Here is a 14,385-nt window from a genome sequence, read left to right on the forward strand (position 1 = left end):
TTGTTCGTGACATCACATTCAAGGCAAGCCACGTGCCGCTTCCCGCCTCTCTGTCACGATTGGCAACCTGGGCAACGGAATCACTCCGAGCCCGTTGAGCAGGCAAGCTGGGGAAACACAAAGACCGGCGGATTCCGCCGGTCCCGGGTTCAGATCGACAGTTTGTCGGCCAAACTTTCTGCCACTGGTCGATTAGGTTCCCGGAGGAGCCTCGGCCGTCACGCACACATCGCGCATCAGGGCGATGCGGCCGGTCCGCACGAGTTCGATGATTCCATACGGCCGGACGGCATCGATAAACGCCTCGACCTTGCGCTCCTGGCCGGAGATCTCGATCATCAGCTGTTCCGTGCTGACGTCGACGATGCGGCCGCGGAAGATCTCGACAAGTTCGACCACTTCACTGCGTTTGCCCGGGGGCGTCTTGACCTTGATGAGCATCAGGTCGCGCTCGACGAACTCCTGACCTGAGAAATCGCTGACCGTCACGATCGTGACGATCTTCTCGAGCTGCTTTCGGACCTGGTCGAGGACCTTGCCGTCCCCGGTGATCACAAAGGTCATCCGCGAGTACTTGGGATTCTCGGTTTCGCCGACGGCCAGGCTGTCGATGTTGAAGGCCCGGGACGCGAGCATGCCCGAAACGTGGGCGAGCACGCCGGGCTGATTCATGACGAGGGCCGAAAGCACATGACGCATGGAGGTGAACCTTGGAGTCGGAACTGATCGCCGCCCTGCCGGCTGAGGCCGGGCGCGAAAGGTCGAAGTTTACGGGGACCGCCGCAGGCTGAAAAGCGGCGGCAGACGGATCCTGTCAACGACAGTCGCGACCGCCGGAAGGTTCGCGAACGACCGGTACAGACCGCACTTCTCCCGACAGGCCCGTTTTTGTGCAGCCAGGCCGACCTTGAACGCCCTTACCAGACCGTCCACTGGCCGTGAAATCAGCCCATGACGGTCAGGTTGTCGCGGTGAATGACTTCCTGGTACGCCCCGGCTCCCAGGGCCTCGATCACCTGCTCAGTCCGTTTCCCGGCGATCGAGGCGGCAGTCCGTGCGTCGAAATTGCTCAGCCCCCGGGCGAACTCATGTCCTGAGGGATCGAACAGCGACACGAGTTCCCCTTTGGAGAAGTCCCCGTCGACGCCCGTCACACCGATGGCCAGCAGCGAACGCCCCTTTTCCACCACAGCTCGGACGGCCCCCTCGTCGAGTCGCAGCGCGCCGCGCGGCGTGACGGTGTAGCCGATCCAGCGTTTCCAGGCCGGAACCGATTCCTTCCGCGACAGAAACAGCGTCCCCAGTTCCTCGCCGGCGGTCACGCGATCGAGCACGCCGTCCATCCGCCCATCCGCGATGATGACGTTCGTCCCGGTATGGGTCGCCATCCGCACCGATTCCAGTTTCGACTTCATCCCCCCCGTCCCGCGGCTGCTTTTGGATGAGCCCGCCAGCGATTCGACGGCTTTCAGGTTCTCGACGAGTCGCAGCGGCCGCGCCGCCGGATCTGAAGGGTCGCCGTCGAGCAGGCCGTCGACGACCGAAAGAATGATCAGCAGCGGCTTTTCGATCAGGCTTGCAACCATTGCCGCGAGACGGTCGTTGTCGCCGAACTTGATTTCGCTGATCGAGACCGTGTCATTCTCGTTGACGATCGGAATGACGGGATACTCGAAGAGGGTGTGGAGCGTGTTGCGAACGTTGAGGTAGCGCGTGCGGTGCTTGAAATCATTGGCCGTCAGGAGGATCTGCGCGGCGTGAACCCCGTGGACCTGGAGCGCCTCGTCGTAGGCACGGATCAGGCGCGCCTGCCCGGCCGCGGCGGCCGCCTGCACGTGCGGCAGATCGCGCGGCCGTCCCTTGAGTTTCAGCAGCCCAATGCCGGCCCCTACGGCCCCGCTGGAGACGACCACCACGCGCCGCCCCGTCGCGCGAATGGCCCACAACTGCTCGGCCAACCGGTGAATGCGGTCGACATCGAGAGTGTCGTCCGGCCTGGACAGCGCATTCGTGCCGATCTTGACGACGACCGCCTGCGACGCGGCAAAAACCTGTTGGCGGTGGGAAACGCTCATGGAAACGTGCGGAGGAAAACGGGCCGAATTTCGGCCGGATCATCGGACAATCGCGAAGAGGACACAAGATGCGGCGAGGGGGCTCGTGCTCGCGATCGCGTGCAGGGGCCGTCTCGACCGGGCGTTTCGAATGGGCGGCCTGGAGGCCGTCGGCGTCCGCGGAGGGGGTGGGAGGGCCGCACGACTCTCTGAGCGGCGGCACGGATCGACGGAGCCGGCGTAGATTGCCACGTGACTGCCGGCATGGTTCAATCCATGCTCGTTGATTCGTTCTCCGCACGGACGTTCGTCTCCGTTGCGGCCTGTGATGACACCGGGGGAGACGGTTCATGCGGCGCTCAGCTCTGGCGGCCTGCGGTCTGTTGATCGCCTTTGCATTTTCCTCGTCCGTGAGGGCCGAGGATCCGCCTGGCTTCCGGCCCATCTTCGACGGCAAGTCCCTCGATGGCTGGAAAGGCAACGACAAGTTCTGGCGGGTTGAGAACGGCGCCATCGTCGCCGAATCAACGCCCGCGAATCCCTGCACCGTCAACGAATTCCTGACCTGGAAAGACGGCGAAGTCGACGATTTCACTCTCAGGCTCGAGTTCAAACTCACCGCCAGCGACGAAGCGAAGGCCAATAGCGGCATCCAGTTCCGCAGCGGCGTGAAGCCGGATGGGCACGTCTTCGGCTACCAGGCCGACATTGACCTCGCTGGTCAGTGGGTCGGCGCCTGCTACGACGAACTCGGCCGCGGCGTGCTCGCCAGACGCGGGCAGTCGGCGACCATCAGCCCCGACGGCAAAATTGCCGCGAAAGACTTGGGGGACGCGGCCGAACTCCTCAAGGCGGTCAAAAAAGGGGACTGGAACGAATACGAGATCAACGCCCAGGGCCCCAGGATCACGCTTTCCATCAATGGGAAGAAGACGGTTGAAATCGAAGACCAGCAGAAGGCCGAGCGTGAACTCTCCGGCCTGCTGGCGCTGCAGCTGCATTCCGGCCCACCACAGCGGATCGAGTTCCGCAATATCCGTCTGAAGCGGCACAAGCTGAGCGACGGCCGGAAGAAAGCGGTGTTCGTCGCCGGAAAGCCGAGCCACGCGCCCCGTGAGCACGAGCACTACGCAGGCTGCCTGCTGCTGTCGAAGAAGCTGGACGAGGCCGCGAAAGACGGTCTGCCCATCACGACGACCGTCTATCACTATGGCTGGCCGACCGATCCAACCGCGTTCGACAACGCGGATACCGTCATCTTCTACTGCGACGGTGGCACAAATCACTATGCCAACCAGCATCTCGACCAGTTCGACCAGCTGGTGCAGCGCGGGATGGGGCTCTGCTGCATCCACTATGGCGTCGAAGTGCCGAAGGGCCCCAGCGGCGACAAGTTCCTCGAGTGGATCGGCGGCTATTTTGAGCCGCACTGGTCCGTGAATCCACACTGGATGGGAAAGTTCACGAAGTTCCCAGACCACCCGATCGCCCGCGGCGTGAAGCCGTTCGAAGTCCTTGATGAATGGTACTACCACATGCGGTTCCGGCCCGACATGGAAGGGGTCACGCCGATCCTGACCGACCTGCCGCCGCCGGAATCTCTCACGCGGCCGGATGGTCCCCATCAGGGAAACCCATTTGTCCGCGCCGCGGTCCTCGAGCGCAAGGAACCGCAGCACGTCGCCTGGGCCTACGAACGGCCGAACGGCAAAGGCCGCGGCTTCGGTTTCACCGGGGCCCACTTCCACAAGAACTGGCAGAACGACGAGTTCCGCAAGGTCGTGATGAACGCGATCGTGTGGACCGCGGGGCTCGACGTGCCGGCTGAGGGGGTGAAGACGTCGACGCCATCAGATGAGGAACTCGAGCAGAATCTTGATCCGAAGCAACCGCGGAAGCGGGCAGCGGCCGACAAGACAAGTGCAGCTCTTCAAGCCGCAGAAGCCAACGCAAAGCGATTTGAAGCAAAGGTGGCGGCAGAAATCGCCAGGACACAGCGCGAGTCGAAGCTGCAGCTTGATGAAGTCCAGAATGCAGTCAACGCGAATCGCAAGGAGTCGCAAGCGAAGGTGGCGGCCGTTCTCGCCGCGGCATCCTTGTCGAGCAGACCAGCCGCGTCCTCGCCGATGATCACTGTCAACACGCCGGGTCATGCCGCGGAGATCGACGCGGACATCACCGGCGCCAGGGACCTCTATCTCGTCGTCACCGATGGCGGCGACGGCTTCGGCTGTGACTGGGCCAACTGGATCGAGCCGCGGCTTATCGGCCCGGCCGGGGAAAAGAAACTCACCGAACTCGACTGGAAGGTCGCCACATCGGACTGGGGAAAGGTCAACAAGAATCTGAATGCCAATGGACAGCCTATGAAAGTGGCCGGCCAGCCGGTCTCCAATGGCATCGGCACGCATGCCAATTCGGTGATCAGGTTTGAATTGCCGGCCGGATCCACGCGGTTCAGGTCGAAGGTTGGCCTCGACAATGGCGGGACGGACCAGGGGCCCAGCAGCAGCGCCCAGTTTCACGTCTTCACGCAGGCCCCCCCGGCCGCGTTTGCAAAGGCGGGTGGCGGAACGGCGAGTCACGAAGCAACCGACGCCGTCGCGCAGCTCGACGTGAATCCCGAGCTTCAGGCCACGCTCTTCGCCGCCGAGCCCCTCCTCATGAACCCGACCAACATCGAGGTCGACCACAAGGGACGCGTCTGGATCTGCGAAGTCGTCAACTATCGCCGCTTCCGCAACGGCGACCTGCCCGAACGCAAGGAAGGCGATCGGATTCTCGTCCTCGAAGACACGAATCTCGATGGCCAGGCCGACAAGTCCACGACGTTCTACCAGGGACGCGACGTCGACTCGGCCCACGGCATTCTCCTGCTTCCCACGCTGGCCGGCCCTGGAACAAAAGCCCTGATCTCCGCGGGCGACAGCGTCTTCTATCTCATTGATGACGACGGCGACCTGAAGTCGGATCGCAAGGAAGTCCTGTTCACCGGCATCGGCGGCGTCCAGCACGATCACGGCATCCACGCCTTCGTGTTTGGCCCGGACGGCAAGCTCTATTTCAACTTCGGCAACGAAGCGAAGACGATCAAAGACAAGAATGGCAAGCCGATCATCGACAAGCAGGGACACGAGGTGAAAGCGGACGGCAATCCCTATCGCGAAGGGATGGCGTTCCGCTGCAACCTCGATGGTTCCGAGTTTGAAACACTGGGGTGGAACTTCCGCAACAACTGGGAACTGGCCGTCGATTCCTACGGCGCGATCTGGCAGTCGGACAACGATGACGACGGCAACCGCGGCGTGCGGATCAACTACGTCATGGAGTACGGCAACTACGGCTTCAAGGACGAGATGACCGGCGCCTCATGGCAGACGCCGAGAACGAATCTCGAGGCCGACCTGCCGCAGCGGCACTGGCATCTCAACGACCCGGGGGTTGTTCCGAATGTCCTCCAGACTGGCAACGGCTCGCCGACCGGCATCTGTGTCTACGAAGGAACCCTGCTGCCTCCGAAGTTCCGCGGCGCGCTGATTCATTGCGACGCCGGGCCGAACATCGTCCGCGCTTACCCCATCACCAAATCGGGAGCCGGCTATACGGGCGAAATGATCAGCATCCTGGATGGCGCAAAAAACCGCTGGTTCCGTCCCTCCGATGTCTGCGTCGCCCCCGACGGCTCGCTGATCATCGCCGACTGGTACGACCCGGGCGTGGGCGGGCACCGCATGCAGGACGTCGAACACGGCCGACTGTTCCGGGTTGCGCCTCCGGGCACGCCCTACTCCGTCTCGTCGTTCGAAACCACCAATCCCAACGGAGCCGTGGCCGCCCTGCAGAGCCCCAACCCTTCGTGGCGATACATCGGCTGGCAGGCGCTCCAGACTCTCGGCGCCAAAGCGGCCCCTGCAGTTCAGAAGATGTTCGAAACCGCGGCGCCGATCCATCGCGCCCGCGCCTTGTGGCTCTTCGGAAAACTGAACGTCCCGCCCGAAAAGAAGGTCGCGGCGATCCGCGCCGGCCTCCGCAGCCCGAATGCCGACCTGCGATGCACGGCGATCCGGCTGCTGCGTGAAATCCGGAACGAGATCGACCTGAGTGAGCTCGTCGCCGACCTCCACATGGACGATCCCGCGCCGGAAGTCCGCCGCGAATTCCTGCTCGGCCTGCGCGACATCCAGCCAGAGGGACTCGCGAAGCACTGGGCTCAGCTCGCCATGCAGTATGACGGAAAGGACCGCTGGTATCTCGAGGCCCTGGGCATCTGCGCTGAAGGGCACTGGGATGAATGCCTGTCGGAATGGATGGCGCTGAACGGCGGAAAAGTGAAGGGCTCCGCCGCCCAGGACATCATCTGGCGTTCCCGTGCTTCGCAGTCGGCGCGAATGCTGGCCGACGCCATTGGCGACCCCGAGACGACGACCGACCAGTTGCCCCGGCTGTTCCGCGCCCTCGATTTCCAGAAGGGGCCCGAGGCGGACAAGGCCATTCAGTCGCTTGCCTTGGAACCACAGAAAGGGGACGAAGCCCGGCAGACCCTGATCGCCTCCGAAGCGATCAGCCGCGTCAAAGGGGTCGACCTGGCCTCGAAGCCGGAGATGAAAGCCTCGCTCGACAAGATCCTCGCCCGGAATGCCGGCAGCGTACAGTTCGTCCGCCTGGTCGACCGTTTCAATCTGGCCGATCGTCTGCCGGATGTTCTGGCAATGGTTCAGGCCGCTCCCGAAACGCAGGCCTCGGTCGAAGCGATCAAGCTGCTCATCGAAAAGGAAAATGGCAAGCTGCTGAAGCAGGCGCTTTCCGACGGCGACGCGCCCCGCGTGAGCGCGACTCTCAAAGCCCTCGCCGCTGCAAAGGACAACAAAACCACTGGACTCCTGCTGCCGATCATCCGGGACAAAGCCCGGGGCGACTCGATCCGCCGTGAGGCCATCGCCGCGCTCGCAGCAAGCCGCGCCGGCACGAAGCAGTTGTCCACCCTGGCCGAAGAGAACAAGTACGATCCCGCGTTGAAAGAGGCCGTCTCCGCGGCACTCCACGGCTCGTCCGATCCCGACGCGCGAGCCCTCGCCGGCAAGCTCTTCCCGCTTCCGCCCGGCAAAGACAACAAGCCTCTGCCGCCGATCACCGAACTCGCCGCCCGGAAAGGTGACGTTACGAACGGACGGATCGTGTTCCACACCACCGGAACGTGCATTCAGTGCCACCAGGTCAATGGCCTCGGGAAGGAAGTCGGCCCCAACCTTTCCGAAATCGGGAAGAAACTCACGAAGCAGGCCCTGTTCGAATCGATCCTGTTTCCTTCGGCTGGCATCAGCCACAATTACGAGTCGTGGGTCGTCGCCACCGTTGATGGAAACGTTTTCACCGGCCTGATCTCTTCGGAGACGGCCGACGAGATCGTCATGAAAGACGCCAAGTCGATCGTCCGCACGATCCGGAAATCGGACATTGACGAACGGAAGAAGTCGGACGCATCGCTCATGCCGGCCGACCTGCAGAAAGTGCTCTCGGAAAAGGAACTCGTCGACATCGTGGAGTTCATGACGACTCTGAAAGAGGGAACGGTCGCCGCCGCGGGGAATTAGCCCCGCCCGGGCAAAACGCAGCGCCGCTGGACCGGGCGATCGATCGCATCCTGCAGACGTGCTCCGTGCGAATTGTGTTTTTTCGAAATTCGATTGCCTCGGAAGAAAGTCGATTAGGATGGAGATCGGGTAGGATCGAAGCGGCGACGGATGTTCTGACGCCGGATGTTTCTGGATGCGGAAATCGTTCTTGCTTGACAGAAGGACTGCGACCTGCGGCGGCATTTCACGCGTTCTAAGTGGTTATCGCCTCGGCCGTTCCGCCACTGACCGGCAGGCCAGGTGAAGTGAAATCGCGGCAGCAGATCCCAGCCTAAGCGAATCACTGAAAAGCGCATCACGAGGAGAATTTATGCCGGGCCACACGGCGACTCCCACGCGTCCATTCGATGTCCTGCTCGTCGAGGATAGCCCTTCCGATGCCGAACTGACCCGCAAAGCATTCCAGCGGCAGCGCGTCGACATGCGGCTGCATCATGTCTGGGACGGAATCGAGTGCTTGAACTTCCTGGGGCGCGTCGATCCGTTCAAGGAAGCTCCACGCCCCGACCTGATCCTGCTCGATCTCAATATGCCCCGCATGGATGGCCGGGAAGTGCTTCGCAAGGTGAAGGGTGATCAGGAGCTTTGTCCGATACCAATTGTCGTGCTGACGACTGGCGGCGAAAGATCGGATATCCTCGAAGCTTATCGCGAACACGCAAACGCCTACGTCATCAAGCCAGTCGACCTCGAGCGGTTCTTCTCGCTCGTCGGCAACATCCGGAATTTCTGGATGCAGACCGTCGAACTCCCGAATCGGGGGTAGTCCGCACGGAATCGACTCTTGAGTCGCGTCGGCGTCATTTGCTCCTGCGGGCCGGACATCGATGGCAAAGACCAGGGACTACGAATCGGATCCACGGTGCCTGTCCAGTCTCTCCGTCGCCGCCGGGGCGATCGACCCGGAGCTGTTGCTCTCCTCTCCGAACGCGGCCGCCGTCGAATTGCTGCACCTGCCGAACTCCGGGGGTGAACCGATCCCGTTCCTCGATCACGTCCACCCGTTCGATCGCGCTTCGATAGAGCCCGATCTGCGGGCCGCCTTCGGGGAGCCCCGCTCAACGACTCTCTCCTGCCGTGTCGGGACCGAGAGAATCTGGTGCCTCATCGACCTCCACCTGGGAGCCCCGTGCGCGGATGGCCTGCGGTTCGTGGTCATGATCCCGAAACGTTTCTCCGCGCCGGCGCAGAATCACGCCGGGGCCAGCCACGCCGCACAGCTCGCAAGCCGCGACGACCAGGCCGAAGAATGGCGGCGATTCGCCTATACCGTCGCCCACGACCTCAAAGTCCCGCTGGTCACCATGGAAAGCAACCTGTTGCTCATGGAGCAGGATCTGCGGGCCGGGCGCGGCGGCAGTCTGACGGACGACCTGAAGGAGGTCGGCGAAGCCGTCCAGAAGATGAAACGACTCGTTGTCGAGTTGCTGGAGTTGGCGCGAATCGGCAGACTGGACCTCGTCGCGGCCACGCATTCCCGGGTGATGGACGACATCGACGTCGATTCACTTGTCGACCAGGTGGTGCGTGAGATCCGGACCGGCAATCCTGCCTGGCAGGGGACGATTGAACGTATCGATTCGTTGCCGCCGGTCCGGGCGCGCAGGACCCAGATTACGGAAGTCTTCCAGAACCTGATCGACAATGCCGTGAAGTACAGCGCGGGAGCCGAATCGCCCCGTGTTGAAATCGGCTGCCGCCGGCAGCCTGACGGCGTCGTCTATTATGTTCGTGATAATGGATTTGGGATTCCCCGGCACGATCGGACTCGCGTGTTCGACCTCTTCGTCCAGCTCCGCCCTGACGCAGCGGGTGTCGGTATCGGGCTTCCGATTGTTCGCAGCATTATCAGTTCCCACGGCGGAAGAGTCTGGGTGGAAGACGGAATTGACGGGCTTGGGGCTTCACTTTGCCTGGTTCTCAACTCGCTCGCACCACAACCATGATTGACGCCATCGAATTGCCCCAGCCCCTCTCCGTCGCTGGACCGGCCGAACGGGATCGCCCGGTCCGGGTGCTTCTTGTCGAGGACGAGCCCGCCCACGTGCGAATCGCCCAGAGGGCCTTCGAATCTCGCGAACCGTCTCCCTTCCAGCTGCTGACCGCCAGCACCGTCGCGAGTGCCCGGGACGCCATCGCCGCCAGCAAACCCGACCTCGTCATCGCCGACGTCATCCTCCCGGATGGCCGCGGCATCGATCTGATTCCGTCGATGGATGCCCGTTCGTACGGCGTCGTGATCATGACAGCCCAGGGAGATGAGGCGACGGCTGTCGAAGCGTTGAAACGCGGGGCGCTCGACTACGTCGTAAAGTCGGCTGACAGCCTCGTGGGTCTTCCGGAAGTCGCCCAGCGGGCCATTCGCGTCTGGGAGCACATCGAAGCGCGAAGAACGGCCGAGGAACGTCTGCGGGAAGAGGAGGGCCGGCTCACAGCCGTTCTGGCCGCCATTCCCGACCTGATCTTCATCGTCTCGCGCACGGGCCGATTCATGGATTGTCGCGGCGGCAAGCGACTCTTCGGCGCGGACGCCGCGGCGGAGTATGTCGGCAGGCATCTGCCGGATGTGGTGGGAGCCGACTCCCTTCCCGCGCTGCGGGCGAGCATCGATGAAGTGCTCGCCACGCAGGAGATCCGCGACGTCGTCTTCGAGATGATGCACCGCGGTGAACGACGGTTCGTCGAGGCCCGCGTCGCCCCATATTCCGAAGAGAACGTGGTGGCGATTCTTCATGACGTGACCGACCGCCACCTGATTTCGTCGCGGATGACGACGCTGTCCGAACGCGAACGGGAAGTCCTGCGAATGGTGGCCGGAGGGGCCTCCAACAAGCAGATCGCCGCCCGGCTCGATCTCAGCATCAAGACCGTCGAAGCCCATCGGTCCCGCCTGATGAAGAAGCTCGGAGCCAAAAACATGGCCGAGCTCATGCAACTCGCCATGACGGTCAAAGAAGACCTCTGACCGGAAGCCTCAGCCGCTCCCTTCGTCGTCGGCAGGGACGACCCGCAGGACACGCCTCGCTGCCGACTGTGCGGCCGGCGTCCCATCGCGGGCGATCTGTTCGAGGTCGTCCCTGGCGGCGAGAGCCGCACCGCCCATCAGCATCAGCGTGTCCGAGGCGACTTTCCGGACTTCCCGGTCCTCGCTGTTCAGCGCCTGGACGAGTTTCTCGAGGATCGGCCGGGCATCGCGTGTCACGAGCCACCACGCCGCCATCGCCCGGATCGAGACGACAGAGTTTTCCGAGGCGAATAACCGCCTGAGCGCAGGACCGAGTTCCCGACTCCGGTCGCTGGTCCGTCCAGCGGCATCGAGGGCGTAGAGAACGACCTCGTCGTCGGCGTTCTCCAGCAACCGCGCGAGCACCTGCATCCCTTGAGTTCCGAGATTCGCGACCGACCGGGCCGCCGTTTCGCGCACGACGGGCGTTTCGTCGAAAACGACGAGCGCCCCGAGCACATCCGCCGCAGGTTCAGCCCGCGCACCGAGAGCGCCAAGCGTGGCCGCGGCTGCATGCCGGATTCGCTCTGCTGAATCGGAACAGGTGGCGATCAGCATCGGAACGGCGGACGGCGGCGCGGAAAGTTGCAGCCCTTCCAGGCACGCGATCCGCAGTTCGACCTGGTCCGAGTCTGAAACAGTTTCCCACTCTCCAGCGGCGCCGCGGATCAGCGTCTGGATTCCGGCATTCGACGCGAGACCGATCCGCGCGAGGGTTTCGGTTGCGGTCAGCCGCAGGATGATCGGAGATTCAGGATCGCTCAGCACGCGGATGGCGTTCGGGGCAGCGTCAGCGGCCAGGGGGCCGAAGAGGGCCAGCGCTTTGAACGACCAGAGAGGCGGGGAGGTTTCCACAGGTTCCGGCGGCTCGTCGAGCAGGCGGATCAGGTCGGATACGGAGGCGCTCGCGGGCGCGCCGATGCGGCCGAGAGTCAGTGCGGCCTGGCGGCGCGTGAACCACGGAGCGGCGGCGTCGTTGACGATCGCGCGCAATCCGGGAACGGCGTCGGCCCGCGATGGCGATCGATAGTCGAGTTCCTGGATCGCCTCACGCCATTGGTCGAGGGTCCGGCCGTCATAGAGTCTCTGAGGCCGAGCGACGGAAAGCGTCCCGGAGAGCAGAAACAGCCCGGTTGCGGTGAGCAGCCGGGCTGTCAGTGGGTGCGTCTTCATCGCCGTGTCTCCAGCGCTACGCCATCTGCGGCATCTGGCAGGAGGTCCCGCCCGCGGCCGGCACGTAGGAATGGGTCACGTAGTCCATCACCATGCGGTCGGCGTTGAATCGCCAGCCGAGCGTCTTGACGGCGCGTTTCATCCGGCGGATCCAGCCCTGCGGCAGGCCGTCGGCGTCGCGCTGGTAGTAGAGCGGCACGACTTCGTTCCGCAGCACTTCCAGGAGCGACTCGTTGTCGCGCTGGTCCTGGATGTCCTGATTGGCATGGGTGATTCCCGTGCCGATGGCGAATCCGTTCTGGCCGTCGAATGCTTCGGCCCACCAGCCATCGAGGATGGACAGGTTCAGGCCGCCATTGAGAACGACTTTCTGGCCGCTGGTGCCCGAGGCTTCCAGGGGGCGTCGCGGATTGTTGAGCCAGACGTCGACGCCCTGCACGAGGTGCCGGGCGACGTTGATGTCGTAGTCTTCGAGGAAGACGATGTTCTTCTGGAAGCGTTCGTCCTGCGCCAGGCGATGCACCTTCTGCATGATCTGCTTGCCGAGGTCGTCGGCCGGGTGGGCCTTCCCGGAGAAGATGAACTGCACGGGACGCTCTTTGTCGTCAAACATCTCGGCCAGGACATCGATGTTCCGCAGGACCAGGTCGGTGCGTTTATACGGGGCGAACCGGCGCGCGAAGCCGACCAGCAGCGCCTGCGGATTCAGGACGTTCTGCAGCTTGGCGATCGCCGCTTCCGATTCCCTGTTCCGCTGGGCGTAGCGTGTGAGGTGATGTCGGGCATAGCCGATCAACCGCCCCTTCAGCGCTTCGTGAGTCTCCCACAGTTCGCCGGGCGTGACCTGCTCGAAACCGGCCCAGACGTCGGGCTGACCGCTGCGGAGATGCCAGTTGAGGGGGAGCACCTTGTCGTACAGGGTGCGCATCTGGGGCGCGAGCCAGGTAGGAACGTGGACGCCGTTGGTGATGTGTCCGATCGGAATTTCTTCTTCGCTCCTCCATGGCCACAGCGGTCGCCACATGCGGCGGGTTACGACGCCGTGCAGGTTCGAGACGGCGTTCGCATGCCGGCTCGTCTTGAACGCGAGCACGGTCATGCAGAACGGCTCTTCGCTGCGGTGGGGATCGACTCGGCCGAGTCCCATGAACGATTCATGGCTGAGGCCGAGTTCCGAGAACAGCGGCTGCAGGTGCTCATCGATCAGGCCGCCGTCGAAGCGGTCGTGACCGGCGGCGACGGGGGTATGTGTCGTGAAGACGGAGCTGGCGGCGACTTCGCGGAGAGCGTCATCGAAGCTCAGGCCGTCGTCCTTCATCCGCAGGCGGATCTGCTCCAGGGTGGCGAAGGCGGAGTGGCCTTCGTTCATGTGAATCGCGTGGGGGCGGACGCCGAGCGCGGTCAGGGCGCGAAGCCCGCCGATGCCGAGGAGCAGTTCCTGGCGGATGCGGGTCCGGCTGTTGCCGCCATACAGACGGGCGGTGAGCTGCCGGTCTTCGGGCGTGTTTTCCGGGATGTTCGTATCGAGCAGGTAAAGGGGAACGCGGCCGACTTCGCATTTCCAGATGCGAGCCATGATGCGGCTGGAGCGGGTGTCGACCGAAATGAGGATCGGCTTGCCGTCCTTGTCTTTCATTTCGCGGAGTGGCAGGTCGGACGGGTTGGCGACGAGATAGTGCTCCCGCTGCCAGCCGGTCTCATCGACGGTCTGCTGGAAATAGCCTTCGTAGTAGAACAGCCCGACAGCGACGATCGGGGCGCCAAGGTCGGACGCACTCTTCAGGTGATCGCCGGCGAGCAGGCCGAGGCCGCCGGAGTAGATGCGCAGGGATTCGTGGAGGCCGAACTCGGCGGAGAAGTAGGCGACGGGGCGATGCCCGAGGACCCCGGCGTGGGTGTCGCCCCAGGTGTCGTCGTCGGCCATGTACTCCAGCCACCGCCGGTAGGCTCCGTGGATGCGGGAGTGGAGGACTTCCTCCCTGGCCCGGACCTCGAGTTTTTCGGGCGTGTATTCCCGCAGGAGAGGGATCGGATTGTGGCCGAACTCGGACCATTTCGCCGGACTGATGGTGCGGAAAATATCCGTCACATCCGGCTGCCAGCTCCACCACAAATTGCTGGCCAATTCGCTCAGTTTTTCGTGAATTGTCTTCTGGCGAATCAAGTGGTCCATCGCGATCCTGCTTTCGAAATCGATGCAATCCGAGCGTCGTGCCGAGTTTATCGGAATCGTCCGGCCTGTCACACGCAACGGCGTTGCACCGCAGGAACGGGCCTGCTGGACGCCGATGGACGACTCGAGTCGACGAAGAGGGTCGCCCTCCTCGCCCCGGGGGGAAGGTGATCAAGAAAAACGGGGTCGGGGGGCGGTTGGCAATTGTTGCCCTCTTCCTCCTTCCGATTTCGCGAAAGACGTGGGCAGCCTCGCGGGATTGGTCGTTCCAGAGCATTGGCCGGCCGTGTTGAATTCGTTGACGGGCTGTTGGTGATCGTGTGCATGAGTCCTCCCTCAACACGGGAG

The 14,385-nt window shown here is 63.4% G+C and carries 8 protein-coding genes; 4 read left to right on the forward strand and 4 right to left on the reverse strand.

Annotated features, from left to right (window positions below; translation table 11 throughout):
- Window positions 1-192: 192 nt before the first annotated feature.
- Both ilvN and proB read right to left on the reverse strand, forming a co-directional pair.
- The gene (ilvN, locus tag Pan44_RS06825) at window positions 193-699 is read right to left on the reverse strand and encodes an acetolactate synthase small subunit (protein WP_145028554.1); all 507 of its coding nucleotides are present in this window, start codon (window positions 697-699) and stop codon (window positions 193-195) included.
- Window positions 700-944: 245 nt separating this feature from the next.
- A complete protein-coding gene (gene proB, locus Pan44_RS06830) occupies window positions 945-2,075 on the reverse strand; it encodes a glutamate 5-kinase (RefSeq protein WP_145028556.1) in 1,131 nt (376 codons plus the stop codon).
- A gap of 329 nt (window positions 2,076-2,404) precedes the next feature.
- On the opposite strand from proB, the gene Pan44_RS06835 reads away from it, so the two are divergent.
- From Pan44_RS06835 to Pan44_RS06850, 4 genes are all read left to right on the forward strand, one after another.
- Window positions 2,405-7,645, forward strand: coding sequence for a PVC-type heme-binding CxxCH protein (locus Pan44_RS06835; protein WP_145028558.1), 5,241 nt, complete (start codon window positions 2,405-2,407; stop codon window positions 7,643-7,645).
- A 352-nt stretch (window positions 7,646-7,997) separates the two neighbouring features.
- Window positions 7,998-8,453 (forward strand): response regulator, encoded by a 456-nt coding sequence (locus Pan44_RS06840; protein ID WP_145028560.1) that lies wholly within the window; start codon window positions 7,998-8,000, stop codon window positions 8,451-8,453.
- A 61-nt stretch (window positions 8,454-8,514) separates the two neighbouring features.
- Window positions 8,515-9,633 carry a sensor histidine kinase gene (locus Pan44_RS06845; protein WP_145028562.1) on the forward strand — a complete coding sequence of 373 codons (1,119 nt, stop codon included), beginning with the start codon at window positions 8,515-8,517 and terminating at the stop codon, window positions 9,631-9,633.
- Complete coding sequence (locus Pan44_RS06850; RefSeq protein ID WP_145028564.1) at window positions 9,630-10,652, forward strand: response regulator transcription factor; 1,023 nt, start codon at window positions 9,630-9,632, stop codon at window positions 10,650-10,652. The genes Pan44_RS06845 and Pan44_RS06850 overlap by 4 nt, the downstream gene beginning before the upstream one ends.
- Window positions 10,653-10,661: 9 nt before the next feature.
- Here the strand turns inward: Pan44_RS06850 and Pan44_RS06855 are convergent, their stop codons facing one another.
- Complete coding sequence (locus tag Pan44_RS06855; protein WP_145028566.1) at window positions 10,662-11,864, reverse strand: HEAT repeat domain-containing protein; 1,203 nt, start codon at window positions 11,862-11,864, stop codon at window positions 10,662-10,664.
- A 16-nt stretch (window positions 11,865-11,880) separates the two neighbouring features.
- A complete protein-coding gene (gene glgP / locus Pan44_RS06860) occupies window positions 11,881-14,037 on the reverse strand; it encodes an alpha-glucan family phosphorylase (RefSeq protein WP_145028568.1) in 2,157 nt (718 codons plus the stop codon).
- Between the last annotated feature and the right edge of the window lie 348 nt (window positions 14,038-14,385).

Source organism: Caulifigura coniformis, from assembly GCF_007745175.1.
In the GTDB taxonomy this organism is placed as follows: domain Bacteria; phylum Planctomycetota; class Planctomycetia; order Planctomycetales; family Planctomycetaceae; genus Caulifigura; species Caulifigura coniformis.

Coding starts and splice junctions, on each gene's coding strand:
- Pan44_RS06855 (WP_145028566.1), bottom strand. CDS start 11,864: ATGAAGACGCACCCACTGACAGCCCGGCTGCTCACCGCAACCGGGCTG.
- Pan44_RS06845 (WP_145028562.1), top strand. CDS start 8,515: ATGGCAAAGACCAGGGACTACGAATCGGATCCACGGTGCCTGTCCAGT.
- Pan44_RS06835 (WP_145028558.1), top strand. CDS start 2,405: ATGCGGCGCTCAGCTCTGGCGGCCTGCGGTCTGTTGATCGCCTTTGCA.
- Pan44_RS06840 (WP_145028560.1), top strand. CDS start 7,998: ATGCCGGGCCACACGGCGACTCCCACGCGTCCATTCGATGTCCTGCTC.
- glgP (WP_145028568.1), bottom strand. CDS start 14,037: ATGGACCACTTGATTCGCCAGAAGACAATTCACGAAAAACTGAGCGAA.
- proB (WP_145028556.1), bottom strand. CDS start 2,075: ATGAGCGTTTCCCACCGCCAACAGGTTTTTGCCGCGTCGCAGGCGGTC.
- Pan44_RS06850 (WP_145028564.1), top strand. CDS start 9,630: ATGATTGACGCCATCGAATTGCCCCAGCCCCTCTCCGTCGCTGGACCG.
- ilvN (WP_145028554.1), bottom strand. CDS start 699: ATGCGTCATGTGCTTTCGGCCCTCGTCATGAATCAGCCCGGCGTGCTC.